General features: G+C 61.8%; 27 protein-coding genes and 1 tRNA gene. 16 read left to right on the top strand and 12 right to left on the bottom strand.

The window, feature by feature from the left end:
• The first annotated feature begins 197 nt into the window (after window positions 1-197).
• The 4 genes from H6866_01335 (at window position 198) to H6866_01320 (ending at window position 3,506) form a co-directional block, all read left to right on the top strand.
• Window positions 198-1,232: a peptidylprolyl isomerase gene (locus H6866_01335; GenBank protein USO07894.1), complete on the top strand. Its 1,035-nt coding sequence runs from the start codon at window positions 198-200 to the stop codon at window positions 1,230-1,232.
• 9 nt (window positions 1,233-1,241) lie between these two features.
• Window positions 1,242-1,715, top strand: a complete 474-nt coding sequence (gene mutT / locus H6866_01330; GenBank protein USO07893.1) for an 8-oxo-dGTP diphosphatase MutT — start codon at window positions 1,242-1,244, stop codon at window positions 1,713-1,715.
• A gap of 103 nt (window positions 1,716-1,818) precedes the next feature.
• On the top strand, window positions 1,819-2,595 hold the full coding sequence (locus tag H6866_01325) for a methyltransferase domain-containing protein (protein ID USO07892.1): 777 nt from the start codon (window positions 1,819-1,821) through the stop codon (window positions 2,593-2,595).
• Between the two features lie 11 nt (window positions 2,596-2,606).
• Window positions 2,607-3,506: a prephenate/arogenate dehydrogenase family protein gene (locus H6866_01320; protein USO07891.1), complete on the top strand. Its 900-nt coding sequence runs from the start codon at window positions 2,607-2,609 to the stop codon at window positions 3,504-3,506.
• Here the strand turns inward: H6866_01320 and H6866_01315 are convergent.
• Both H6866_01315 and H6866_01310 read right to left on the bottom strand, forming a co-directional pair.
• On the bottom strand, window positions 3,493-4,440 hold the full coding sequence (locus tag H6866_01315) for an acetylglutamate kinase (protein ID USO07890.1): 948 nt from the start codon (window positions 4,438-4,440) through the stop codon (window positions 3,493-3,495). The two genes, H6866_01320 and H6866_01315, sit on opposite strands and share 14 nt — an antisense overlap.
• Window positions 4,441-4,487: 47 nt before the next feature.
• Window positions 4,488-5,663 (bottom strand): acyl-CoA dehydrogenase, encoded by a 1,176-nt coding sequence (locus H6866_01310; protein USO07889.1) that lies wholly within the window; start codon window positions 5,661-5,663, stop codon window positions 4,488-4,490.
• Window positions 5,664-5,685: 22 nt separating this feature from the next.
• Between H6866_01310 and H6866_01305 the strand changes: the two genes are divergently transcribed.
• From H6866_01305 to H6866_01285, 5 genes are all read left to right on the top strand, one after another.
• Window positions 5,686-5,892: a hypothetical protein gene (locus H6866_01305; GenBank protein USO07888.1), complete on the top strand. Its 207-nt coding sequence runs from the start codon at window positions 5,686-5,688 to the stop codon at window positions 5,890-5,892.
• A gap of 107 nt (window positions 5,893-5,999) precedes the next feature.
• Window positions 6,000-6,464: a 50S ribosomal protein L13 gene (rplM, locus tag H6866_01300; GenBank protein ID USO07887.1), complete on the top strand. Its 465-nt coding sequence runs from the start codon at window positions 6,000-6,002 to the stop codon at window positions 6,462-6,464.
• A gap of 11 nt (window positions 6,465-6,475) precedes the next feature.
• Window positions 6,476-7,024, top strand: a complete 549-nt coding sequence (gene rpsI, locus H6866_01295; protein ID USO07886.1) for a 30S ribosomal protein S9 — start codon at window positions 6,476-6,478, stop codon at window positions 7,022-7,024.
• 151 nt (window positions 7,025-7,175) lie between these two features.
• Entirely contained in the window at window positions 7,176-7,706 is a 531-nt protein-coding gene (locus tag H6866_01290) for a gamma carbonic anhydrase family protein (GenBank protein USO07885.1), read from the top strand.
• A gap of 39 nt (window positions 7,707-7,745) precedes the next feature.
• Entirely contained in the window at window positions 7,746-8,738 is a 993-nt protein-coding gene (locus tag H6866_01285; protein ID USO07884.1) for a hypothetical protein, read from the top strand.
• Window positions 8,739-8,744: 6 nt separating this feature from the next.
• Here the strand turns inward: H6866_01285 and phaC are convergent, their stop codons facing one another.
• Window positions 8,745-10,475 (bottom strand): class I poly(R)-hydroxyalkanoic acid synthase, encoded by a 1,731-nt coding sequence (phaC, locus tag H6866_01280; protein USO08546.1) that lies wholly within the window; start codon window positions 10,473-10,475, stop codon window positions 8,745-8,747.
• Window positions 10,476-10,660: 185 nt separating this feature from the next.
• On the opposite strand from phaC, the gene H6866_01275 reads away from it, so the two are divergent.
• The gene (locus tag H6866_01275) at window positions 10,661-11,461 is read left to right on the top strand and encodes a hypothetical protein (protein ID USO07883.1); all 801 of its coding nucleotides are present in this window, start codon (window positions 10,661-10,663) and stop codon (window positions 11,459-11,461) included.
• A 1-nt stretch (window position 11,462) separates the two neighbouring features.
• Window positions 11,463-12,437 (top strand): homoserine dehydrogenase, encoded by a 975-nt coding sequence (locus H6866_01270; protein USO07882.1) that lies wholly within the window; start codon window positions 11,463-11,465, stop codon window positions 12,435-12,437.
• A gap of 76 nt (window positions 12,438-12,513) precedes the next feature.
• On the opposite strand, the gene hemA is transcribed toward H6866_01270, so the two are convergent.
• A complete protein-coding gene (gene hemA, locus H6866_01265; GenBank protein ID USO08545.1) occupies window positions 12,514-13,740 on the bottom strand; it encodes a 5-aminolevulinate synthase in 1,227 nt (408 codons plus the stop codon).
• On the opposite strand from hemA, the gene H6866_01260 reads away from it, so the two are divergent.
• Window positions 13,739-14,674: a ribokinase gene (locus H6866_01260; protein USO07881.1), complete on the top strand. Its 936-nt coding sequence runs from the start codon at window positions 13,739-13,741 to the stop codon at window positions 14,672-14,674. The two genes, hemA and H6866_01260, sit on opposite strands and share 2 nt — an antisense overlap.
• 29 nt (window positions 14,675-14,703) lie before the next feature.
• Here H6866_01260 and H6866_01255 read toward each other — a convergent pair whose 3' ends face one another.
• Window positions 14,704-14,889 carry a hypothetical protein gene (locus tag H6866_01255; protein ID USO07880.1) on the bottom strand — a complete coding sequence of 62 codons (186 nt, stop codon included), beginning with the start codon at window positions 14,887-14,889 and terminating at the stop codon, window positions 14,704-14,706.
• A 204-nt stretch (window positions 14,890-15,093) separates the two neighbouring features.
• Between H6866_01255 and H6866_01250 the strand changes: the two genes are divergently transcribed.
• From H6866_01250 to H6866_01235, 4 genes are all read left to right on the top strand, one after another.
• Complete coding sequence (locus tag H6866_01250; protein ID USO07879.1) at window positions 15,094-15,906, top strand: hypothetical protein; 813 nt, start codon at window positions 15,094-15,096, stop codon at window positions 15,904-15,906.
• Between the two features lie 117 nt (window positions 15,907-16,023).
• Complete coding sequence (locus H6866_01245) at window positions 16,024-16,458, top strand: metallopeptidase family protein (protein USO08544.1); 435 nt, start codon at window positions 16,024-16,026, stop codon at window positions 16,456-16,458.
• A 15-nt stretch (window positions 16,459-16,473) separates the two neighbouring features.
• Entirely contained in the window at window positions 16,474-18,162 is a 1,689-nt protein-coding gene (mnmC, locus tag H6866_01240) for an FAD-dependent 5-carboxymethylaminomethyl-2-thiouridine(34) oxidoreductase MnmC (GenBank protein USO07878.1), read from the top strand.
• A gap of 46 nt (window positions 18,163-18,208) precedes the next feature.
• On the top strand, window positions 18,209-19,201 hold the full coding sequence (locus H6866_01235) for a hypothetical protein (GenBank protein ID USO07877.1): 993 nt from the start codon (window positions 18,209-18,211) through the stop codon (window positions 19,199-19,201).
• Here the strand turns inward: H6866_01235 and H6866_01230 are convergent.
• The 7 genes from H6866_01230 to H6866_01200 all read right to left on the bottom strand — a co-directional run bounded on the left by H6866_01230 (window position 19,149) and on the right by H6866_01200 (window position 24,354).
• Window positions 19,149-20,996: an aminotransferase class I/II-fold pyridoxal phosphate-dependent enzyme gene (locus tag H6866_01230; protein ID USO07876.1), complete on the bottom strand. Its 1,848-nt coding sequence runs from the start codon at window positions 20,994-20,996 to the stop codon at window positions 19,149-19,151. The genes H6866_01235 and H6866_01230 overlap by 53 nt on opposite strands.
• 139 nt (window positions 20,997-21,135) lie before the next feature.
• A tRNA-Phe gene (locus H6866_01225) sits at window positions 21,136-21,211 on the bottom strand.
• Between the two features lie 139 nt (window positions 21,212-21,350).
• Entirely contained in the window at window positions 21,351-22,586 is a 1,236-nt protein-coding gene (locus tag H6866_01220) for a ribonuclease E/G (protein USO07875.1), read from the bottom strand.
• On the bottom strand, window positions 22,555-23,148 hold the full coding sequence (gene maf, locus H6866_01215) for a septum formation protein Maf (protein ID USO08543.1): 594 nt from the start codon (window positions 23,146-23,148) through the stop codon (window positions 22,555-22,557). Before maf ends, H6866_01220 begins: the two co-directional genes overlap by 32 nt.
• A 4-nt stretch (window positions 23,149-23,152) precedes the next feature.
• The gene (gene infA / locus H6866_01210) at window positions 23,153-23,371 is read right to left on the bottom strand and encodes a translation initiation factor IF-1 (protein USO07874.1); all 219 of its coding nucleotides are present in this window, start codon (window positions 23,369-23,371) and stop codon (window positions 23,153-23,155) included.
• 60 nt (window positions 23,372-23,431) lie between these two features.
• On the bottom strand, window positions 23,432-23,851 hold the full coding sequence (locus tag H6866_01205) for a low molecular weight phosphatase family protein (protein ID USO07873.1): 420 nt from the start codon (window positions 23,849-23,851) through the stop codon (window positions 23,432-23,434).
• Complete coding sequence (locus H6866_01200; GenBank protein USO07872.1) at window positions 23,845-24,354, bottom strand: UPF0262 family protein; 510 nt, start codon at window positions 24,352-24,354, stop codon at window positions 23,845-23,847. The genes H6866_01205 and H6866_01200 overlap by 7 nt, the downstream gene beginning before the upstream one ends.
• Between the last annotated feature and the right edge of the window lie 27 nt (window positions 24,355-24,381).

The raw sequence follows: 24,381 nt of genomic DNA, 5'->3' as shown, positions 1-24,381 counted from the left end.
GTGCGGGCAGGGCGTTCGGCCAGAAGCTATAGGGCTTATGGGGGTTATACGTCAATGCAAACCCCTTGCAAACCATATTGGACAAACCCTGTTGAAATGCCTGTGACATTGTTGGGGCAGGGCTTGCCAAGGCGGGATGCGGTCTTCAATATACCCCCCGTCATCCACCAAACCATTTCAAGGATCAGGACAGAACAATGACGCATGAACATAAAGACGGCTGCTGCGGCGGCGCTGGCAAGGAACAGGGCGCGGGCTGCTGCAGCACGTCGTCCAACTGGGTCACCTGGGTCGCCGTGATCGTGGCGATCGGCGCGCTGGTCTATGCCGGGACCCATTCGGGCGGCAAGATGGGCAGCGCGGGCGCCAAGCCCAAGGTCGACGTTTCGACCCTGATCGAAGGTCAGGACGTGACCGTCGCGACCATCAACGGCAAGCCGGTCAAGAAAAGCGACGTAGCGTTGGCCATTCGCGACATGGGCGCGAACGTGCCGCCGAAAAATATCGATCAGATCATCCCGGCGTTTCTGGAACAGTACGTTAATTTGCAGCTGATCAACGATGCCGCCGAAAAAGCGGGCACGGAAAAAGAGGCTGACGTGCAGGCACAGATCGCCAACGCGCGCGACCAGATCGTGCGCGCCGCGTATCTGAAATCGCTGTTCGACGGCAAGATCGCCGATGATCAGTTGAAAGCCGCCTACAAGGCCAAGTATGAAGACCAGCCGATGCCCGAGGAAGTCCATGCGCGGCATATTCTGGTCGACAGCGAGGACAAGGCGCGCGATCTGATCGCGCAGCTGGACCACGGTGCCAATTTCGAGAAACTGGCGTCGGACTTCTCCAAGGATCCGTCCTCGGCTCGCGGCGGCGATCTTGGGTATTTCACCAAGGGCGAAATGGTCAAGGAATTCGGCGATGCGGCCTTTGCGCTGAAACCCGGCCAGATCACGCAGCAACCGGTCAAAACGCAGTTCGGCTGGCATGTCATCGAGGTTCTGGACAAGCGTCAGCGCGCCAAGCCTTCGTTCGAGGAAGCCAAGGCGGCGCTTGAGCAAGAGGCGCGTCAAGCCATTCTGGACGGCAAAATCCAGGATCTGCGCAAGAACGCAAACATCGTGGTCGAGGATGCCGGCAAGCCGCAACAAGGCGCGGCCGGCGCACCGGTCGACGGTTCTGCCCCGGCGGATCCGACGGCCGCTCCGGCCCCGGCGCCCGCTCCGGCGCAGTAAGGTAAGACGATGGGGGCTGCCGCGGACGACCATACCGGCTGCTGCGGCAAACCCCTACCTTACGATTTACCTCCATTTCCGAATGCCCGCGTCGTCACCGTCGTCGCGGGCATTTTGATTGACGGGCAAAACCGCATCTTGCTGGCGCAGCGTCCGGCGGGCAAGGCGATGGCCGGATTGTGGGAATTTCCCGGCGGCAAGATCGAGCCGGGTGAGACGCCGGAATATGCGTTGGTGCGCGAGCTTAAGGACGAGCTGGGGATCATCACCTGCACCGATTGTTTGCAACCGTTGACCTTTGCCAGCCATGCCTATCCCGATTTCCATCTGTTGATGCCTGTATTCGCAATCCGAAAATGGCGTGGCGAGCCGCAGGGGTGCGAGGGGCAGAAACTGGTCTGGGCCACGTTGCGAGAACTGGACGGGTACGATATGCCGCCCGCCGACCGTCCGTTGATCCCGATGCTTTTCGATCTGCTGTAAGACATACGCCTTCAGACTCTCTCTCTCTCTCTCTCTCTCTCTCTCTGTTTTCGCTGCCAGGGTCCGGGCTGGCAGGCCGCACGGGTTTGTGGTTGAATGCGGCATGCTTCCCGGCGCTTACGATCTTAAGGAATATTACGCCACACCGCAGGGGCGGATGGTGGCGCGGATGCTTTTGCGCCGCTTCGCCGCATGGTGGGACGAGCCGCGTCTGCGCGGCGAGGTGGTCGTCGGCGCGGGATACGCTCTGCCTTATCTTGAATCGATGCGCGCCGCGCGCGGGGTGTTTGCGCTGATGTCCGGGCAGATGGGGGCGATGACGTGGCCAGAGGGTGCGTGGCCGGATGGCGATGGCGGGGCCGATGCGCGGCAACGCTGTGTGCTGGCCGATCGCGGGGCGTGGCCGTTGGCCGGGGCGAGCGTCGATTACGTGCTGGTCATCCATGACCTTGAATTCGCGGAAGATCCAGGCGCGGTGTTGGACGAAGTGTGGCGCGTGCTTAAACCCGAAGGGCGGGCGATCATGGTCGTGCCCAATCGCACGGGGCTGTGGGCGCGGGTCGAAAAGACCCCGTTCGGGCAAGGCCGTCCGTTTACCGCGACGCAGTTGCACGAGCTTTTGCGCGAACGGAATTTTTCGCTGGAGCGGATGACCGGCGCGCTGGTCGCGCCGCCGGTGCGTAATGTCACGTTGACCGAGCATGTCGCTCCGGCGGTGGAGGCAATCGCGCCCGCGTGTTCCGCACTATGTGGCGTGATCGTGGCCGAAGCGGGCAAACGCCTGTACCAGCCGATCAAGGGCAAGGCCAAGCCGGTGGCGAAACCCGCGCTGATCTGGGGCGCGGGGGTACCCGCCACGCCGCCGATGCGCAAATTGTGAAAGATCGTTCAATGCCCTTCAAACACGTCGTCATTATCGGTTTCGGGTTGATCGGGTCGTCGATCGCGCGCGCGCTGCGCCAACGGGATGCGTTGGCGCGCATTGTGTGCGTGGACGCTTCGCGCGCGGTGTGCGACACGGTGCTGGAACTTGGGTTGGCCGACGATGCCGGGTGCGATTGCGCGGCGGGTGTCGCGGGTGCCGATCTGGTCGTCGTGTGCGTGCCGATGGGCGCGATCGAGAGCGTCGTCAAGGAAATCGCGCCGCATCTGGCGGCGGGGGTGGTTGTGAGCGACGTAGGGTCGGTCAAGGGTTTGACCGCGCGGATTTTCGCGGCGCATTTGCCCGCGCATGTGCATGGCATTCCCGGCCATCCGATCGCGGGGACCGAACATTCCGGTCCGCGCGCGGGTTTCGCCGAACTGTTCCGGGGGCGGTGGTGCATCCTGACGCCGGGTGCAGGGGCGGACCCCGCGGCGGTGGCGCGGTTGGCCGATTTCTGGCGCGGCATGGGTTCGCAGATCGTGGAAATGGACCCCGATCATCACGACAGGACTCTCGCTATCACCTCACATCTGCCGCATCTGATCGCCTATACGATCGTCGATACCGCGACGCAGCTTGAAAGCGATCTGCAATCCGAGGTGATCAAATTTTCCGCGTCTGGCTTTCGCGATTTTACCCGCATCGCGGCCAGTGATCCGGTGATGTGGCGGGACGTGTTTTTAAACAACCGCGACGCGGTTTTAGACATTCTGGCCCGGTTCAACGAGGATTTGACACAGATGCAAAAGGCCATCCGCAAGGGCGACGGCGCGGCGCTGGAGGCTGTTTTCACCCGCACCCGCGCGGTGCGCCGCGCGATCATCGACGCAAAACAGGATATGCCGGAAGAGCTTAAGCGGGTTTAGCGACGGGCGCACGGACCCCGGGCGCACGGATCATGGTGCCGTGCCCCTTGGGAGTCAGCAATTCCATCAGGAAATTTTCATCCATGATGACCACGCCGCTGCCGGCGGGCATCTGCGCGGCGGTTGCGAACGCTTCGTTGACCTTGACCAGCATGCCGCCAGCAAGGATGCCGCGATCTTTAAGCGACCCAAAATTTTCAGAACTGATTTCGGGTATGACGTGCTGGTTTTCATCCAGTACGCCGCGAACGTCCGAGCACATCAAAAGGCGATGCGCCTTCAGGTGAATGGCCAGCGCCGAAGCCACGGAATCCGCGTTCACGTTGATCTTGGTAACGTTGCTTGTCGTATCTTGCGCGCCGCACATGTTGGTGATGATGGGGATGGCCTTTTCGTCCTTCAGGTGACGTAACAGCCGCCATGGATTCAGGGAGGTGACTTTTTCGCCGGAAAAATTGTTTGTCGCGGCGCTGATGGGTTGGGCGAACATATCCAGTTCGGAATCGTAACCGGACAGGCCGATGGGCAGAATATCACCGCGAGAAACCGTGCCGAACATGTCGCACAGGATACGGTTGGTGTTGCGCGCCACGCGGTCGATGGTTTCCATGTGTTCGGCTTGCGTCACGCGCAGGCCGTTTTCCTTTGTGGAAACAAAACCGGCGTCGTGCAGCGCCTTGTCGATCTGCTTGCCTGCACCGTGGACGACGACGACCTTGAGGCCCAGATCGCGGCGCATGGCCACGACCTGCTTGGCGAAGTTTTCACGGATGGCGGGGTTATCGACGATCTTGCCGCTGGCCTTGACGACGTGGATAAGGCCTTCGTGCTGGCGCTTGTAATTCACCACGTGATCGAGGATGCGGGCCATCAGATCGTCGGGAATCTGGTTGATGTCGCTCAATTGGGCTGGGGCGAGGTCGGCCTGGGTCATGAGGCAAAACCCTACCAATCAGATATAAATTATGTCAATTTGTTAAATCAGGAAAACGCTGGGATGCCGGTCTGGCTGCGGCCCAGGATTAGGGCATGGATGTCGTGCGTGCCTTCGTAGGTGTTCACGGCCTCAAGGTTCATCATGTGGCGGATGACGTGGTATTCATCCGAGATGCCGTTGCCGCCCAGCATGTCGCGCGCGGCCCTTGCGACGTCCAGCGCCTTGCCGCAATTGTTGCGCTTCATGAGGCTGATCGCCTCCGGCGCGGCCTTGCCCCGTTCCATCAGGCGTCCAAGGCGCAGCGCGCCGTTCAAGCCAAGCGCGATTTCGGTCTGCATGTCGGCAAGTTTTTTCTGGATCAGTTGCATGCCCGCCAGCGGCTTGTCGAAGACGCGGCGGTCGAGCGTGTAGTCGCGCGCGCGGTGCCAGCAATCCTCGGCAGCGCCCATCGCGCCCCATGCGATGCCGAAACGCGCCTTGTTCAGGCACATGAAGGGCGATTTGACGCCCAGCGCGCCGTGCAGGACGTTGTCATCGGGCACGAACACGTCGTTCATCGCGATGCCGCCGGTGACGGATATGCGCAGGGAAAACTTGCCTTCGATCTTCGGCGTTTCAAGGCCCTTCATCCCGCGTTCGAGGATAAAGCCCATTACCGCGTTTTCATCGGTGCGCGCCCAGACCACCAGCACATCGGCAATGGGGGAATTGGTGATCCACTGCTTCGCGCCGGAAAGCGACCAGCCGCCCGCCACGCGTTTCGCGCGCGTCTTCATGCCGCCGGGGTCGGAACCGCCGTCCGGCTCGGTCAACCCGAAACAACCGATCAGCGTGCCCGCGGCCAGACCGGGAAGGTATTTTTCCTTCTGCGCGTCCGACCCGAAGGTGAAAATCGGGTACATCACCAGCGAGGACTGGACGGAAAGCGCGGAGCGGTACGAGGAATCGACGCGTTCGATTTCCCGCGCGATCAGGCCATAGGCGACGTCGGACACGCCCGCGCCGTATTCGGGCAAGGTCGCGCCCAAAAGGCCAAGCGCGCCCATTTCCTGCATCAGGGTGCGGTTGAAATGCGCCTCGCGGTTGCATTCGACCACGTCGGGCAGCAGCCGGTTTCGGGCGAAATCGCGCGCGGTGCGCTGGATCATCCGCTCGTCGTCGGTAAGTTCGTCGGCAAGGTTCAGGGGGTCTTGCCAGTCGAATGCTGTTCTGTCAGCCATGTGTTTATTCTATCATGTCCGCATGTCGCAATCCAATGCCCTGGACGGGCGCGAGATCATCATCGAGTTTATCCCCATCGGCGCCTATGTGCGGGTGACGGCGATGGACGTGGCCAGCATGACGGAGATATTCGTGCAGGGGCCGAAAACCGCGGCATCCGGGGTATTGCGCGCCAACGCGCTTAAACGGCTGGAATACGTCTTGCGCAAGAACAGGGTGATCGCGTGAGGGTTTGTAGTATGTGGTATAATGATACCACATCAAAAAAGCGTTGACTTGGGGCGGTGTGGCAGGGCATAAACGCCGCAATTCAAACGCCAACAAGGTAAGAAGACATGAAAACCTATAACGCCAAGCCGGGCGAAGTGAAGGCGCAGTGGCACCTGATCGATGCCGACGGCGTCGTGCTGGGCCGACTGGCCGGCATCGTCGCCAAGATCCTGCGCGGCAAGCACCGCGCGACCTTCACCCCGCATATCGATACCGGCGACAACGTCGTGATCGTGAACGCCGAGAAGGTGAAAATCACCGGCGACAAGAAAAACCAGAGCGTGTTTTACTGGCACACCGGCCACCCGGGCGGCATCAAAGGCCGTACGCAAGGCCAGATTCTGGAAGGCGCGCACCCGGAACGCGTGCTGCTCAAGGCGATTGAGCGCATGATGCCGAAGGACAGCGCGCTGGCCGACAAGCAGATGGGCAAACTGCACGTCTATGCCGGGCCGAGCCACCCGCACGAGGCGCAACAGCCCAAGACGCTGGACGTCGCCGCAATGAACCCGAAGAACAAGCGCGCCTGAGGAGTTAGATCATGGCCAAAACCGAAACCAAAAAATCCGTGAAATCGCTTGAAGATATCAAGCAGGTCGCACAAGGCGTCGAAGCTCCGGCTCAAGCCGAGGGCACATCCGACGCCGCGGCGCAGAACAATAACGCGCCGGCCCCGAAACGCGAACCCAAGCGCGATGCGCAGGGCCGCAGCTATGGCACCGGCCGCCGCAAGGACGCGGTCGCACGCGTCTGGGTCAAACCCGGCCGCGGCCAGATCACCATCAACGGCAAGACGCAGAATGATTACTTCGCGCGGCAGACGCATCGTCTGGTGATCAACCAGCCCTTCCTGATCGGTAAATGCGTCAACCAGTTCGACGTCATCTGCACCGTCACGGGCGGTGGGTTGTCTGGGCAGGCGGGCGCCGTGCGCCACGGGATTTCCCGCGCGCTCAACGCCTATGACCCGGAAAACTACCGCGCTGCGCTGAAAAAGGCCGGGTTCCTGACCCGCGACCCGCGCGTCGTCGAGCGGAAAAAAGTGGGCCTGCACAAAGCCCGCCGCTCCAAACAGTGGGCGAAACGCTAAGACAGTTCCGGCGGGCTTTGGTCTGGCTGGTCGGTTTCGTTTGCCGAAACCTCCGGTCGGGCCGGCAAAAAGATTTGGACAGGGCGGCTTTGGCCGCCCTGTTTTTTTTTACGCGGCAAGGGGTTTTCGCTTGTGTCGCGTTCGTGGTTAAATGTCGGGCATGTCTTTGATCCTGCCTTATAACGACATCATGCCTGCGGTTGACGATGCGGCGTTCGTGGCCGTCAATGCGTGTGTCATCGGCGACGTTTCGATCGGCGCGGGCAGTTCGATCTGGTATGGCTGCGTTGTGCGCGGTGATGTCAACGTCATTCGCATCGGGCGCGGCAGCAACATACAGGACGGCACGGTCATCCATGTCGCGACGCGCGGCAAGGGTACGCATATCGGCGACAATGTGACGGTCGGGCATATGGCGTTGCTGCACGATTGCCGGATCGGCGACGGTGCGTATGTCGGAATGCAGGCCTGCGTCATGGACGGGGCGGAGGTCGAGCCGCGCGGGTTCGTCGCGGCAGGCGCCTTGGTGACGCCGGGCAAGGTGGTGCCTACGGGTCAGCTTTGGGCCGGGCGGCCCGCCAAATATCTGCGCGACCTGAACGACGAGGATTATGCGCTGATGGATTGGTCCGGGCCGCATTACGTGCGGCTGGCCGCGGCACATCAGGGGCTGGCGGCTTAATATTTTACATATTTTTATTTTCCTGATACTGTCCGCGCCATGCTGGATATTGCTGCGCCGCCGTTGCCGGATGAAACACCCCGTACCATCGCCGAACGGGAAGCCGAGCGCGTCGCGATGGATTATATCAGGGCGGCCAGCGCACGATTGTTGCAGCGTCACGGGCTGATCGTCAAAACGGGTATCGAGCTGGAATTCTATCCGGTTGCCAAAAACGGTTCCCCTTCATCCTACGTGCTGGATGTTGATGATGCGGCCGTGGATATGCATGCCGTCGGATTAACATGCGTGTTGAAACATGAATACACGACAGTGTTCAACGGGCAATTCGAGTTCGCGACAGGCGTTGCCGCGCCGTTGCAAACGGTCCATGCGGTAAATCGGGCCAGACGCTGGCTGGAAAGCAGGATGCAGGCATATGGCATATCCCGGCTGGATTTTTCCGCGCGTCCCTTCACGGATCGCAATCCTTCATCCCTTCAGGTTTCTTTCAGCCTGTGGTCGCGCGATAACAAGCCGTTGTTCAGGCGAGGAATGGACGACACGATGCCTGAGGTGGCAAGCCTTGCCGTTTCGGGCGTGCTGGATGCCCAGATCGCGTCATTTCCGGCCTATGCGCCGGCTGATGCGGATTATGAGCGTTTTGACGCGTCGATGTGGGTGCCAAGACATTTTGGTTTTAATTACTACGGGAACTCTGGTGCGAGCCTGATGCAAGCAGATGCGTATCAATCTCCGCATCAGGGCGCTGATACGTTGCGATCAAAATATTTCAGGGTCGAAAACAGGCTGGCTTCGGCTTCGGCCAATCCTGCCGTTATCATGGCGACGACCTTGGCCGGCATCGAGTGGGCACAGCATGACGCTTTTCCGGTTTATGACGCGGCGCGCGGGATCAAGGACCGCGGCAGAGTTCCGCGAATGCGGTCAGCGGCTGTGCAGGCCTTTAATGCCGCCGCGACCGGAATAAATCCATTGCAGCAGGTCGCGCCCATGCTTCATCGCGCCATCACCGCGGCCTATACGCCCTGATACGCGTTATGCCTTTTTCAGGACATAGGTGCCGGGGGCGGGGCAAAGGGGTTTGGGCTTGCCTTTGGCCGGGTCGCGCGCGGCTACTGGCGGGCCTTCGTATTGCTTCAGCCATGCGCGCCAGTGCGGCCACCACGAACCTTCGTGCTGCTTTGCATCCTTGATATAGGCGTCGGGTGTGGTCGCGTTTCCGGTCGCGTTCCGGCCGGTCCAGTAACAATATTTTTTGGCGGCGGGGTGGTTGACCACGCCCGCGATATGGCCCGATGCGGCAAGCACGAAGGTGGACGGGCCGCCGAGCAGTTGCGTGCCCGCATAGGTGGCTTTCCACGGCGCGATGTGGTCTTCGCGCGCGGAGAGAAAATAGGCCGGGGTGTCGATGCGCCCAAGGTCGATTTTCGATCCCGCGAATTCAAGTTTTCCTGGCGTGCGCAGGTCGTTGCGCAGATACATATGGCGCAGGTAGTATTCGTGCATCCGCGCGGGCAGGTTGGTGGAATCCGCATTCCAGTACAGAAGGTCGAAGGGGAACGGTTCGCGCCCCATCAGGTAGTTGTTGACCACGAAAGACCAGATCATGTCGTTCGCGCGCAGAAGCGAGAACGTGGCCTTGAGCGTTTCGGCGTCAAGGAAGCCATGGCGGTGCATCCGTTCGCGCAGCAGGCGAAGCTGTTCCTCGTCGACGAAAAGTTTGAGGTCGCCGGAATCGGCAAAATCCAGCAGGGTGGTGAAGAACGTGGCCGAGGCGACGCGCCCAGCCTTCTTTTTTTTCTTGAGGTACGAAAGCGTCATCGCCAGCAGCGTGCCGCCGATGCAATAGCCGATGACGTTTGTCTGCTTTTCGCCGGTTCTGGATTCGACGGCATCAAGCGCGGCGAGGATGCCTTCGAGCATATAATCATCGAACCCAAGGTTTCCAAGGCTTTGGTCCGGGTTGACCCATGACACCATAAATACGGTCTGGCCCTGATCGACCGCCCATTTGACGAAGGAATTATCGGGGCGCAAATCGAGGATGTAATATTTGTTGATCCAAGGCGGAACGATCAGCAGCGGGGTTTTCGCAACCTGTTTGGTCGTCGGTGCGTACTGGATCAATTCCATCAGCCGGTTGCGGAAAACAACTTGTCCCTTGGTCGTGGCCAGATTTTCACCGACTTTAAAGGCTTTTTCGTCGGTCGTGCGCAGCGCGCCGCGCTTCATGTCGTCGACAAGATTTTTTAGTCCACGCACCAGATTCTGGCCGCCGGATTCCAGCGTTTCGCGCACGACTTCCGGGTTGGTCCAGGCGAAGTTGGCGGGGCTGAGCGCGTCGATGAAATTGCGGGTAAAGAATTGCAGTTTGCGCGCGGCCTCCGGCTCCAGCGCGGCGGCGTTGACGTCGACCTGTCCCATGATCCACCGCGCGGTCAAAAGATAGGTCTGGCGGATGAAGGCAAAAATCGCGTCGCGGTGCCATGCCTCGGCCCTGAAGCGACGGTCGGTGGGGTCCGCCGCTACGATGTCGGGCGCATTGCCGCCCGAAAGCCGGGTCAGGGCCTGATTCCAGACACCGATATATTTGCGCCACAGGTCGAATTGCGCCGCGGTCATCTGATCGGGGTGGGCGAGCATATGGTCGACCATCGCCACCCATGCACCGTGCAGGTTGAACGGGTCGGCGCCGATCCGCGCCCAGTCGGTGGTTTCGGATTTTTCGGCCAGCGTGCGCGCAAGGTCGCCGCCAAGGCGCATCATTTCCGCCCATGTGCGGGCAAGGCGATCGAGGTCGTAGGGGTTTCCGGGTGGATTTTCCGAAGGTTTACGGCGGGCGGGCATGGCGTATTTTATAGGGGATACGGGGGTTTTTGTCGATTCCCGTCCTTGCCATGTTAGCGAAATTACGCAAAGCTGGCGCAAAGATCGATATCCGGAATCCGTGCATGAAACGTATTGCCTTACTTGCGCTCTGCCCTTTGATGCTGGCGGCTTGTGCCGCACAACAAAAACAGGCGCCCGAACCCGCCAAGGCCGAAACGCCGATGGAAATCACCGGCAGCGCCGGTACCAGCATGTCGCAAGTGCCGATGGTGCAGACGGACCCGGATGTCACGGTGTATCCGCTGGACGGGCCGGTGCAGAATCCGATGACCGTGGATCGCACGCATGGTGTGCTGGATAATACCACGGCGGGCGGGTACACGGTGTTCGACGACAGCGTTAAGGTCTATCCGTTGCCGGGCGAGGATACCCCCACTTACGTGCCCGATTATGCCGTGCCGCCGCTGAAGGACCAGTACAAGCCCGAGGCGCCGGCTGTAGGTACGCCGATGGGGCTTGCATCGGCGGGGACGTTGCCGCCGGTACCGAATGTCGATATCGGGGAGGCCGACCCGTTTGCAAGTCCTCCCAAACCCGGCGTTGTACGCCGTCCTTTGACGCTGACCGCGCCCGAACCGCTGACCATGCAGCCACCCGCGAGTGTGCAGGCACCGTTGCCGTCTCCGTTCTCGGATCAAGGAAACGACGGTGGCAGGCCGCGCGGGCCGATGTTGACCGGCGACGATTCCGGCGTGCCGGTGCTGGACCAGAAACCGGCCGCGCCGGTGATGGCCGGGCCTGCGGATACGACGATCCAGACAAGCGTGACAACCACGACGCCGTCCGTATCGGTGCCGTCTTCACCCCCATCTTCGGCGATGACGCCGGGGCGGCGCTCCGGCCCCGGCCTGACCGGATACTGACATGAACCGCGCGCCTTTGCGTATCGGTCTTGCGGGGCTTGGCACCGTCGGTGCGGCGGTGGCGCGCGAAATCCTTTTACATGGAAACGCCCTTGCGGCGCAGGCAGGCCGCCCGGTCGTATTGTCGGCGGCGTGCGCGCGCGATCGGTCGCGTGATCGCGGCATCGACCTTTCGGGCGTCGCGTGGGTGGACGCGCCGGTGGATCTGGCCGCGCGCGAAGATGTGGACGCGGTGGTCGAGCTGATGGGCGGGGCGGAGGGCGCGGCGCTGGCGCTGGCGCGCGCCACGCTGGGTGCGGGCAAGCCGTTGGTTACCGCGAACAAGGCGATGCTGGCCGCACACTGGGGCGAGTTGTTCGATGCGGCGGTGCGCGCGAACCTGCCGTTGAAATTCGAGGCATCGGTGTGCGGAGGCATCCCGGTCATCAAGGTGCTGCGCGAGGGGCTGTCCGGCAACCGCATCACCGCGATCGAAGGCATTTTGAACGGGACGTGCAATTACATCCTTTCGACGATGGAGCGCACAGGGCGTGCATTCGCCGACGTGCTGGCGGAAGCGCAGGCCAAGGGGTATGCCGAGGCGGACCCGACGCTGGACGTCGACGGATGGGACGCCGCGCACAAGCTGACGATTCTGGCCAAGCTGGCGTTCGACGCGGGCGTCACTACGGATATGATTTCCGTGTCCGGCATCCGCACGGCGGATGCGGCGGCGTTCGAGAAGGCGCGCGCGGCGGGCCGGACCTTGCGTCTGGTCGGGCGCGCGGCACGGATTGATGCGGGGCTGGAATTGTCCGTATCGATGATGGAATTGCCACTGGACCATCCTTTGGCCGCGATCGCAGGCGCGATGAACGCGGTGACGATTATGGCCGAGCCGGTGGGCGTGTGCACCCTGATCGGGCCAGGTGCCGGGGCAGGACCGACCGCATCGGCGGTGCTGGCGGATATCGTCGATCTGGCGCGGCAGATTTAAATATTCAGGTAATGGCGCAAGATGTTTGTCACGCGCTTGCGCGCGGTGTTTGTCACGCGCTTGCGCGCGGTGTTTGTCACGCGCTTGCGCGCAGGGGGATATCGTGATGACGCCAGAGTTCGACCAGCGCATCGACCAGCGTGTCGACATGCGCGTCGGTGTGGCAGGCGGTGGCGACCAGACGCATGCGCTCCGTGCCCTTGGGTACGGTGGGATAATTGATCGGCTGGACGTAGATGTCGTGGTCGGTCAGCAACAGATCGGTCACCGCCTTGCAGCAATGCGCGTCGCCCACGACCAGCGGAACGATATGGCTTTCACCCTGCATATAGGGGAGGCCCACGCCCGCAAGTCGGGCCTTGAGGCGGGCAACCGCGCGGCGCTGCGATTCCCTTTCGGTGTTCGAGCGGCGCAGATGTTCGATCGAGGCCGCCGCGCCCGCCAGTACGGCCGGGGGTAGGGCGGTGGTGAAAATGAAGCTGGATGCGAAGGAGCGCACGGCATCGACCACCGGCGCGGTGCCCGCGATGTAGCCGCCGTGGACGCCGTAAGCCTTGCCGAACGTGCCCTCGATCACGTCGATCAGGTCCATCACGCCTGTCGCCTCGGCCACGCCCGCGCCATGCGGCCCGTACATGCCGACGGCATGGACCTCGTCAAGGTAGGTCAGCGCCCCATAGGTTTTGGCCAGACGGACGATTTCGCGCAAGGGGGCGATGTCGCCTTCCATCGAATAGACGCTTTCGATCGCGATGATTTTCGGGCGGCCCGGTTTTTCCGCCATCAGCAGCTTTTTCAGCGCGTCCATGTCGTTATGCGGAAAAATGCGTTTTTCGCAGCCGCCGATGCGCATCCCGGAAATCATCGAGGCGTGGTTGAGCGCGTCGGAGAAGATCACGGCGTCGGGCAGCATGCGTCCGATCACGCCGAGCGCGCCTTCATTCGCGGTATAGCCGGAAGTGAAAACCAGCGCCGATTCCTTGCCATGGTGGCGGGCGAGGAGGGATTCGAGCGCCACGATCTCGGCCGTTGTGCCGGCGATGTTGCGGGTGCCGCCCGCGCCCGCGCCGTGGCGGTCGATCGCGTCCTTCATGGCGTCGCGCACGACCTTGTGCTGGCCCATGCCCAGATAATCGTTCGAGCACCAGATGGTGACGTTTTGCGTCTTTCCGTCCGGGTGGGTGATGCGGCCCGCGGGAAAGTGTCCGACCGGGCGTTCAAGCGTGCGGAAGGTGCGGTAGCGCCCATCGGCTTCAAGGTCTTTGAGAAGCGTGTTAAAATGCGCTAGAAAGTCGAAACCCATGATCATCGTCCTCGGTTCCATAAATATCGACATGCTAATGCAGGTCAAGCATTTCCCCAAGCCCGGGGAAACGGTGCTGACCCATGCCTATGAATGGATGCCGGGCGGCAAGGGCATGAATCAGGCTGTTGCCGCCGCGCGCGCCGGGGGCAAGGTGGCGATGATCGGCAAGGTGGGCGATGACGGGTTTGGCACGCGTGCGCTCAATTCCATGCGGCGGGAGGGGATTTTGACCACCGCCGTCACGGTGTCGGAGGATACACCGACGGGTTGCGCCACGATTTTCGTCGACGAAACCGGGGAAAACCAGATCGTGGTCGCGCAGGGCGCGAATTCCGAAGTGTCGCCCGAACAAGTGCCGGATGAAATCCTGACCCCCGGCAACGTGGTTTTGATGCAGATGGAGTTGCCGGAGGCGGTAAACTGGGATGTGCTGGCCCGCGCCTCGGCCAGGGGGGCGAAAACCATTCTGAACCTTGCGCCCGCGCACGCGCTGCCGCGCGAGGCGCTGGACCATCTGGATTACCTGATCGTCAATCGGATCGAGGCCGAGCAGATCGCCGCCCGATTGAAGCTGAAGATCGAAAGCGATGCGGCGAAACTGGCGCACGCGCTTTCGCGTCAGTGCGATTTGACCTGCATCATCACCCTGTCGTCCAAAGGGTCGGTCGCGGTGCATGGGAATAAGGGCTGGTACGTGCCCGCGCTTGGCGTGCAGCCGGTGGTCGACACCACCGGGGCGGGAGATGCGTATTGCGGCGTGTTCGCCGAGGCAATCCATCGCCGTCTATCGGTGCCGGAGGCCATGCGCCGCGCCAGTCTGGCCGGGTCGATGTCGGTTACGGCCAAGGGAGCGCAGACCGCGATGCCTTATGCCGACGACATTGCAAACGGTCTGCACCAGATACCGGATGCCGAGGAATTAACGATTTAAGCTGAGGTTGTTTTTATAGGCCGTTGTTATTAAACGGAAATATCAAGGTTCGTGCCGCGCATGCTGCCCGAATTCGCCGCGCTTTCAACCGCATCGGCCAGAATGGTCGCGGTCTGGCGTTCCTGACGCGCATTCTGCTTGAGCATGGATTGGCCGAGCGAAAGGTGGCTCAGGCTTTGCTGCTGGGCAAGAAGTGAGGTGTTGGTGATGTCCATGTGACGGACGCTCCTTAACAACGAACCTATCCATTCTATCCCGATTCTTTCAAAAAAGCCAGAAAATCGCGTATAAAAACCGTTCTACGCCTTTGATTGCCTATAAAATTCGCCGTGCCATCCCGCCACGTTGCGCATCCCGATTATTTTCGATATGCGTTTATTGGTCATATTTTCTTTGCGATGCAATATAGGGCAGGGATCATGCTTGATAAGCCCCATGACGGGGTTAAAGATGCCGGGAATTTTGGGGATATGGTCATCCTGCGCGACCGAAAGACGGGCGCGGTTCTGGCGCGTTTTTCAGAAATCGTGCCGCATTTCGCGCAGGGCAGCGGGCGTAAATGCATATCCGAAGCTTTTCCCGGTTTGCAGGAAAAAGGCGTCAAACGCCTGAGGGGCCTGTTCCGCGCGCGCGTGATGCAAAGGCCAGACCGCAGCGAGGGCGGGGTGCATATTCTGTGCGACGAGAACGTATCCACCGATCACATCGCCGCGTGCCAGCGTATTCTGGGTTACGCAAGCGGCATTCATTACGAGGGATTGCAGGGCCGGCCCGACCGGGATGTCTGGGACCACGCGGTCGCGTGCGGATTCAACGTGATCGTTACGCGCGATTTCCGGACGACGCATGACGGCGATTTGACCAGTATCGCCAAGGCGCATTGGCGGGATGCATTGATCCGTGCGGAGGAAACAGACGAGATACCGCACCTGCCCTTGCTGTTGCACCTGACCGGAAAGGCCGAGCGCGGCCGGTATTTCGGCAAGATCGCGGCCTGCCGCCGGGACAGTCTCGTGGGTCTGCACGCCTCGCTTGAGGGGCCGGTTATGCACCTGAACGAGGACGGGCTGCATGTGCGCGTGCGTTGGATGGACCTGCTGCGGCCCGACTGGCAGCGTCCGCGCAATCCCGGCCAAACGCTGCGCCAGCAACGGCGCGCCCTGTCCGATGCGGAAAGGCGGCGCCGGGCGGCGTTCATAGGGCCGATCCATCCACGCCATCTGCCTGCGTGAATTTTCGCGTGCGGTGGATTCCAGAATCTTGAGCATTGGCAATTATCCCTTTTTGGGCGTAGGGTCTGAATATTCAAGAGAATTAAGACCGAACGGGACAATTCCATGGCGCAGGCGCTGGAACGCCGCAGCATCATCATGAATTTCTCGACCCCGCCGGGGGTGGAGGATCTGCACGCGGTCGCGGTCGCGGTACTGGACGCGTTTCCGGACGAGCTGGCCGGGTTCATCGAGGATATGGCGCTTGCGATCGAGGAATTTGCCCCGCGCGAGGTAATGGACGAGCTTGAGGTCGAAAGTGAATATGATCTGCTGGCGCTGTACCGCGCATCGGCCGAGCGCATTCCCGGCGTCGTCGACAAGACCACGGGCGAGGCGCGGCGGTTGACACTGTACCGCAGGCCGCTTCTGGATCTGTGGTGCGACACGGGCGAGGATCTGGTCGCGCTGGTGCGCAACATCGCGATCAGCGAGATCGCGCAGGCGAACGGTTTTTCGGACGAGGAAATCGAAACGTTGTGCGCGGCGGCGGCCGAGGCGTCCGAGTTTTGATACGCGTCTGAGCCCATGCAATCGGAACAATTCGGCGATATCTATTTTTCGGCCGAGGACGGTCTGGCCGAAACCCTGCACACGTTTCTGGCGGGCAACGGCCTGCCCGCCGCGTGGATGGATCGCACGCGGTTTTGTATCTGCGAAACCGGCTTCGGCACCGGGCTGAACATGTTGGCCGCGTGGCGGGCGTTCGAGGAAAGCGCGGGGTCGGGCCAGTTTCTTGATCTGGTTTCCATCGAAAAATATCCGCTTGCGCCCGCGCAAATCCGTGAGGCGCTTGCGGCGTGGGATTTCGGCGGGCGTCTTGAACGGATGCTGGCATTGTACCCGCCGCGCATACGCGGGTTTCATCGGCTGAATCTAACCGAACGCGTGACCCTGACGCTGGTGTTCGACGACGTGAGCGCGGCGTTGCCGCAGCTTTCGGCGCGGGTCGATGCCTGGTTTCTGGACGGGTTTGCTCCCGCCAAGAATCCAGAGATGTGGGGCGATGTTCTGTACCGCGAGATGGCGCGGCTTTCGGCGCCGGGCGCCAGCGTTGCCAGTTTTACTGCTGCCGGTGCCGTGCGGCGCGGGCTGGCTGCGGCGGGTTTCGCGGTGGAAAAGCGGGGCGGGTACGGGCGCAAGCGCGACATGACCGTTGGGCATTTTACCGGCGCGGGAGCCAATCCCCCGATCAGTCCGCCCGCGCGGGTGGCGGTGATCGGTGCAGGACTGGCCGGGGCATCGGCGGCGTGGCACCTCAAACGCGCCGGGTGCGCGGTCACGGTTTACGAGCGCGCGGGGGCGGCATCAGGCGCATCGGGCAACGACGCGGGGTTGATCAACCCCAAGCTGACGGCGCGGGAATCGCCGCATTCACGGTATTACACCAGCGCATATAGTTACGCGCTGGGCATGCTGGCCGATCGAGCTGACGCCGTGGCCGCGCGTTGCGGGACCCTGCATCTGGAGATGGATGACGACAAGGCGCGGCGCTTTGCCGCCTATCGCGCGAATCTGGGATGGGAGGACGCGCATATGCGGTATCTGGACGCGGGGGCAGCGTCGGATGCGGCGGGCGTGTCTGTTGCCACGCCGGGGTTGTTTTATCCGGACGCGCTTGCGGCGCATCCGCGTGAAATCGTCCGCACGCTTTTGGACGGGGTCGATTTGCGCGCACAGGACATCGATGCGCCCGCACGGGTTGAGGCTGACGTCGTGGTACTGGCGGCGGGCGCCGATATCGCACGGTTTTGCGATCTGCCGATCGGGCGGGTGCGCGGTCAGGTCAGCCGGGTGATGCCGGGGCCAGATTCCGCGCGGGTGCGCGCGGCGCTGTGTTATGGCGGGTATTTCAGCCCGGTTTTGGCCGACGGGATGCATGTGTGCGGCGCGACGTTTCAGCCGTGGGATGACGATATCTCGGTGCGCGAGGCGGACCATGCGCGTAATATCGCGCAGGCGCTGACCGCCATTCCCGCGCTGGGGGACGGAATGCGCGTGGCGGGCGGGCGTACGGGGTTTCGCGCGGCGTCCAAGGACCGTTTTCCAGTGGTAGGCGCGCATAACGGTGTGTATTTGAGCGCGGCGCACGGGTCGCACGGCATGATTTCGGGTTTGATCGCGGGGGCGGTTCTGGCCGCGCATCTGTGCGGCGGGCCGATGCCGGTGGCGCGGGATGCGCTGGCCGCGCTGGACCCGGGGCGATTCCTCGCGTAACCTTTTCAAAGCTATTCGATTCACCCGATTTCAGGGTTTTGGCCTTATGTCCGGATTTTCCGTTTTTCGCGCTTTTACCCGGTTGTTGCTGGCGGGGGGTGCCGTTGTCGCGCTGGCCTCTTGCGGGGTGGGGCATGACAAACCCGCGACCAACAGCGCGGAACTGGTCGCGCCGCCGCCGGGCATGGCCGTGGCCGGGCCCAAGGGTTTGAGCGAGGGCGTGTATTACGATGCCGAGTTGCGCGATGCGATGACGAAGCTGGACGGGATGAAGGTACAGCTTGACGGGTTGCAGGGCGACCTTCAGGCCAGCACGCAGGCGATGCAGCGCGTGGCGGCGATGCGCGATGAGTTGGATTCGCTGGATGCACGGTTCAAGGCGTTGCAGGCGCGCATGGGCGGCCAGGATGGTTCAGGCGCATCTGCCACCGCGTCAGTCACGGAATCGACAACGGTTCCGATGACGCTTGAATCCGCGACGATGCCGTCGGCGCTTAACGTCGTGGGGTTGGACACACAGGCACCGGTGCCTGTATCCGCGTCGACGCCGATACAGGCCGGTCCACAGGATTTAGTGGGCCGCATGCCTGAATCCGTTGGTGCCAAGGCCGCGAATGCACCCGTAACCGCGGGTATGAAGCCGGTGGTCGACGAAAAAGCCAAGACGCCGGTCAATACCGCGCCAGCGAAGGCGGCGCCTGCCGCGCCCGTGAAAGGCGGCGTTTCGGGCGTGCGGATCGGTACGCATGAAAACTCGGTGCGCATCGTGCTGGATGTCGCGGGCGATGCCGCTTTTTCGAGCGAGCTTGATTCCGCCAACCACATCCTGACCATCGAATTGCCCAAGGCGAAATGGGCGGCGGTTAAGGCACAGGCGATTTCCGCCAACCCGGTCGTCGCGTCCTATTCCGCGCAGGACGCGGGCACGGGCAGCGTGGTGGCCTTCGCGCTTAAGAAGGATAGCAAGGTTTTAACCTCGTCCGCCCTCAAGTCCGTGGACAGCAAGCCCGCGCGGATCGTGATCGATCTTGCGAAATAGGCCGGAACAGTTTTTCGGCGGCCGGGTTTTTCCTGAACATATGTAACTGGATTTCCGGGTCTTCGCCGAAGAAATAATCGTGCATGGCGCGCAGGCGGTCGAAAAGCGTAAACAGTTCGTCAGGCCGGATGGAGAGCGTGATACGCGCGGTCAGGTTGTAGGGCGATGCACCCTGATGTATCGCCGGGACCATGTCGATTCCAAAGGATTCGAAAACCGCCTTGATCGACCGGCTGTTTGTAATATAGCCAAGCCTTGGTATCGGGTTTTCGTCAAAGGTGATGGCCACCAGCCGGTCGCTGAGGCTGCCCGCGTCCAGCACCATGAAAAACCCGCTTTCAAGGCTTTCCGTGACGTGGAAATTGGGCAATCCCGCGTTCAGGCGGGCGTTTGCCTGATTGTGCGTAATGTTCGCATGCGCGGCGTATGCCGAAACAAGATCGGCCTTTTCCCGGTTTGAGATTTTTTTCGTCGTGTCGATGCCGAAGAAAAAGCTTTCGACCCATCCGATATGGCGACGATGCGCGCGGCGCAGGCGGCGGTAATGCGCGTCGAATTTCTTTTGATGCGGGCCGGGTGTGTAGCGTGCGGTCAATATATCGACCGCCATGGTGCTGGCCGCGAAGTGATGCGTGATGTGGTGGTCGCTCATCGGCTCCAGCAATTCGGCATGCGCGGCCATCAGCGCGATCCGCGCGCCGGGCAGGCCGATTTTGGATATGCCCTTTAAAACCGCGGTGCGATCGGCAACGATTGGGGAAACCTGTCCGAATGAAAACGGTTTTTTGCGTGTGCTTTGTTCCAGCCCTTCATACGCCATGTCGTCGATGATGACGATGCCGTGTTGTGGGCGGTCGCTCATGCCCATGACCCGTTTGACATCGTCTTTCATGTCCGGGTTTTTCATGTTGACCTCCACCCAGGCGAGATCCGCATCCAGATAGCGGTGGGTTTGCGCCATGATGATGTCGGCGGCGGCGATGGTTTCGGCCTTGTCACGGATATGGCCCGTGGGGTTGTGCGGGTTGCAGTCGTAATAGGCGATGGCGCGGATGTTGGCGGCTTGCAGGTCGTCCAGCGTGGATTGCAGGGATTGCAGATTGACCGATCCGTCATCGTTGCGATGCACATAGCGGATATCGATGCCGGTGTTTTTGGTGAGTTCGTACATCGAATACAGGAAAAGCCCGTAAGTCGGCACGGGCACCACCAGCGCCGCGCCAAAGCCAAGGCCCATCGGACGACGTATGGCGTCGATGCGCTGATAATCCTGAGCAAGATAGTTGATGAGTTCGTAAAATGCCGCCGTGACGCCGCCGTTGAAGAACTGGATATGCGAGGGCAGATTTTCGTTGGAGAGTTTGTTGAACAGCTTGAAGCCCTTGGCCTTGAGATGACGGGCCACGGCGCGCAGCTGGGCATGGTGGGTCTTGAGCGAACCTTCGATATGGCGGGTGGGGGTATAACGATAAGACCGCTTGGCGTCGATCAGGTCCGCGAAAAAATCGAGGCCGTGCAAGGGTGCGCCGTAATCCGCCTCGACGCGCGTGTCGTCGTTTTTCGTGACCACATGAAAGATGCGGTGGCCGTTCGCCGTCAGTTCATCAACCCATTCTCTGGCTATTGAATCAAGACGAAGCCGCGCGGCGCGTTGGAATGCCTTGATGGGCAGCCTGCCGATTACGGACGTAGTATTGCCCGATGCGGACATGCCGACTTTAAACGGCAGCAGGTATTGCCCTGTATCCGCCGCCTCGCCAAAGGCCAGCCAGTCTTCGTATTCACTTTTCTCCATGATGCGAGATAACAGGGTTTTTATTGTTATGTCAAAAATTTGGGGCGTGTCGTGCGTGGCCGGGACGGAATCGAACCGCCGACCCCGCGCGCCTGCGGCGCGCTCGCGTTTACGTTTTGTGTCGGCTTGGTGAGGAAGATGGTGCCCAGGGACGGAATCGAACCGCCGACACAGGGATTTTCAATCCCTTGCTCTACCGACTGAGCTACCTGGGCCCGTGGAAACACGGATAAAGCGGCCATTCCCGTGCCGTGCGGCGCGGTAGGCCGGGTTCATCGTATAAGGGGATTTTCCGGGCTTGTCCAGACCGGTTTTAACGGGGTTGCCGTGCGCTTGGCGGCGTTTATCGGGCGGTTATTCGTCGTCGGCCTGCATCAGCTCGACGCGTTCGAGCAGGCTGGGCGTGCGGCGGTGGCGGGTCAGCTCGAACAGGCCGGTTTTGGTGATGCCGTGAAGTTCCACGGTGCAGGGGTCCTGATCGAGGGCGGCAAGCAATGTCTTGGCCAGACGGCGGCCCGCCGCCGGGTCTTTCGGCCCGGCAAAGTCGATCAGGATTACGCCGCCGATGTTGCGCAGACGGATCTGGCGGGCGATTTCGTTCGCGGCCTCGGCGTTCAGCGCGGCCAGCCCGCCCCGCGCCGCGGCGGAGTTGACGTCGATCACGGTGCCGAGGGCGGTGGATTCAAACAAAACGATGCCGCCCGAAGGCAGGACGACCAGCGGGCGGACGAATTCCTCGATCTGGCCGATCAGGTCGTGCACCTCCATCAGTCCCATGCCGTTGCGCGTGCCGACAACCGCGCGGGATTCGATTTTCTGCATCAGTTCGGGCGCGTAAAGGTCGCACCAGTTCATCGCTTCCTCGGCGCGTTCGTCGCTGGAGATCTGGATCGCCCCCACGCGCGCGGTCGCGAAATCGGCCAGAACGCGTTGGAACGCATCGGGGCCGAGCATCAACAGCGCGGGTTCGGGATCGTTGGTAAAGGCCTGAAGGGATTCCCAGATCGCGCGCTGGATCTTTGCCTCGCGCACCAGCAATTCGGTCTGGGTGTGGGCGGCTGAGGCGCGCAGGATGCAGCCCGAAACATCGGTGATCGCGCGCGACATGGCGGCAAGCTGTTTGCGCACCTCTGGTTCGCGGATGCGGCGGGAAATGCGGTTGCCGGGCGACAGGGGGGTATAGATCAAAAACCGGCCCTGCAAGGCGATGTCCATCGAAACCTTGGATGCTTTCGCAGCATCGGGGGCGGTGTTGCCGGATTCGTCGTCATCCTGCGGCTGGCGTGCGGTTTTGACCTGCACCATCACGAACTGGCCCGCACGCAGTTTTTTGCCGATCTTGGCGCCTTTTTTCAGGCCGGGGATTTCGGAAGCGGGCAACATGCCGACAATGTCGTGGCCCATATCGACGAAAGCGGCGTTGATTGTGGCGTCGACGCGCAGGACTTTCGCCCAGTAAACGGAGCCCCAGCGCACCAATTCGGCATATGGGTCGATTTCAAGCGCGGCGACACGGTTTTTACGGATGGCGGCGACCCAGAGCGAGCCCTGCAGATCCTCAACCACCACGTCCAGAGTTGCCGTTGCCATACGTCGTATCAAACCCGTTTCCGTTCAACATGTTCATTATATCATAAAGACTTAGCCCCACGATATTGCTGTGGGAGCCGTGGATATCCGCCACGAAGGCGGCTGCGCGGCCCTGAATGCCATAGGCGCCCGCCTTGTCCCGCCATTCGTTCGATGCAATATACGCGCCAATCTCGCCCTCGCTTAACCGTTTGAAGGCGACGCGCGTGCAGACAACGCGGGAAACCAGCCGTCCGCCCGGTGTGGCCAGCGCGATACCACCCCAGACACGATGCGTGCGGCCCGAAAGTTTTTGCAGGAAGGCGCGCGCCTGTTCCCCGGTTTCGGCCTTGCCGAAAATGCGCACCCCCAGCGCCACGGTGGTGTCCGCCGCGATGACATAGGCATCCGGATGTGTGTGGGCGATAACGGCGGCCTTTTCGCGCGCCAGACGTTCGACCATCGCCTTGGGCGTTTCGCCTTTCAGCGGGGTTTCGTCGATTTCAGCGGGGATGACGGCGTCAGGCGCGATGCCGATCTGGGCCAGCAGCTCGATCCGCCGCGGCGAGGCGGAAGCGAGGATGAGGCTATTTCTCACGGAAGATGATGCGGCCCTTGGTCAGGTCGTAGGGGGTCATTTCCACCACGACCGAGTCACCGGTGAGCACGCGGATGCGGTTCTTGCGCATCTTGCCGGCGGTGTGGGCCAGAACCTCGTGCCCGTTTTCAAGCGTGACGCGGAACATCGCGTTGGGCAGCACTTCGGTCACGGTGCCTTTGAATTCGATCAGATCTTCCTTGGCCAAACAGGCCTCCTTACGCAAAACGGATTTCAAGCGGCGGTTATACGCCGTTCGGGGAAAAATTCAAGTTTTGCCGCCAAAACGGTTGGCGATATGGGCACGCAGGGCGTCACGCAGGGCGCGGTAGCCCGCAAGCGTGTGTTCGCGCGGGCCTTCCGGGTCGGGGATTGCGGGCAGGTCCCAGGTTTCAAGTTCAAACCCGGTTTTCAGCCGCCATTCATGCGCGGCAGCGAAAGCAGCGGGGGACAGGGCGATCACCTGCGTGGCGGGCGCGATCGCGGCGAAGTCCACGGCGCGGGGTTCGTGCGCCGTAATGTCCACGCCGATTTCCAGCGTCACGGTGCAGGCGAACGGGTCGACGTAAGGCGCGGGGTCAAGGCCCGCCGAGTGCGCACCAGACAGCAGCGCCGCCGCCATGGGCGAGCGCACGGCGTTGCGATCGCACAGAAAAAGGACGGAGACGGGCGGGGCCAGATCTACCATGGCTGGACCCGGCCGATCTGGAGGACGCAGGCCAGTGTGAACAGGCTTCGTGCAGTGGCGTGGTCGATTTCGGCATGGGCGGAAAGACCGCGACGCAGGATGGTTGCACCTTCGTCATGCAGACCGCGGCGGGCCATGTCGATGCTTTCCAGCCGGTTGCGGTCGCCGCCCGTATGGGCCATGCCGTAACTGCTGCAGATCAGGAAATAATCGTGGATCAGGCGGCGCAGCGGCATAAGCGAGAGGGCGATTTCCGGCAATTCCACGCGCTCCGCGTTGCGCAGGCGCAGGATCAGGCGGTGGCCGTCGGTGGCGATGCGCAGGTAATAGGGGCCGTTGTCGTGGCCGGGCAAGGTAAAGGCGTTGCCGGCCAGCAGGTCGTGGATGGCGGTGGCGCGTTCGGCCTCTGCCATCGGGGTACGGCGCAGCCCTCGCGGTTCGTCGAGTTCGATTTTAACGATGCGTGCGCCAGGGTGCGGCGCGGGGGTGTCCGGTTCGGCCATCTTATCCGCGATTGTGGCGCGGCGGAT

It is taken from the genome of Rhodospirillales bacterium (genome assembly GCA_023898805.1).
Classification (GTDB): domain Bacteria; phylum Pseudomonadota; class Alphaproteobacteria; order Micavibrionales; family UBA1664; genus UBA6145.
The sequence above is the reverse complement of the archived record's forward strand: the minus strand, read 5'-3'. Positions and strand labels throughout refer to the sequence as shown.